Below are 833 nucleotides of genomic sequence, written 5' to 3' on the forward strand. Positions count from 1 at the left end.
GGCGGCAGCCCGGACGTTTTCGGTCAGTGGTTACGGTCGGGCTGCCGGGGTGCCGGCGGTGGTGCTCAGGTCATGGGTGCTCCAGGCCACGCCGATGCGGGGCAGGTAGGTCTCCTGGACATGACCGCCCGTGGCGTTGATCGTGAAGACGCTGGTGTAGCCGTCATGCACCACCGTGACCGGCCGACCCGCCACCAACGGCGTACCCGGGTTGGTGGTCAGGTCCTGCGACACCCAGGCCACACCCAGACGAGCCAGATACGTCTCCTGCAGCCGGCCACCGGTCGTGACGGCGTACACACTGACATACCCGTCATGCGTCACCACCGACGTTGCCGGCTTCACCACACCGCCCGGCAGCGCCTGAGTCACCCACGCGGCGCCCAGACGAGCCAGGAACGTCTCCTGCAACTGCCCCGCCGCGGTGGCGGTGAACACACTGACGTAGCCGTCATGCACCACCACCGACGGCACCTGCGCCGCCGCCGACACACCCAGATCCTGCGCCACCCACGCACCCCCGACACGCGCCAGATACGTCTCCTGCAACCGGCCACCGGTCGTGACGGCGTACACACTGACATACCCGTCATGCGTCACCACCGACGTGAACGGCGCCACCACCGCGCCCGGCAACGACTGCGTCACCCACGCCGCGCCCAGACGAGACAGGTACGTCTCCTGCACCTGCCCACCCGAGGTGACCGTGAACACGCTGACATAACCATCATGCACACTCACCGACGGCGTCTGCCCCACCGCGACCGCACCCAGATCCTGCGTCACCCACGCGCCACCCACACGCGCCAGATACGTCTCCTGCACATGCCCAT

The 833-nt window shown here is 68.1% G+C and carries 1 protein-coding gene; it reads right to left on the reverse strand.

What is annotated here, in order from left to right:
• Positions 1–30: 30 nt before the first annotated feature.
• Positions 31–833: hypothetical protein (locus ACLQ26_RS33015; RefSeq protein ID WP_425748275.1), on the reverse strand; the 803-nt coding region annotated here is incomplete at its 5' end.

The organism is Micromonospora sp. DT43, from assembly GCF_049841645.1.
Classification (GTDB): domain Bacteria; phylum Actinomycetota; class Actinomycetes; order Mycobacteriales; family Micromonosporaceae; genus Micromonospora.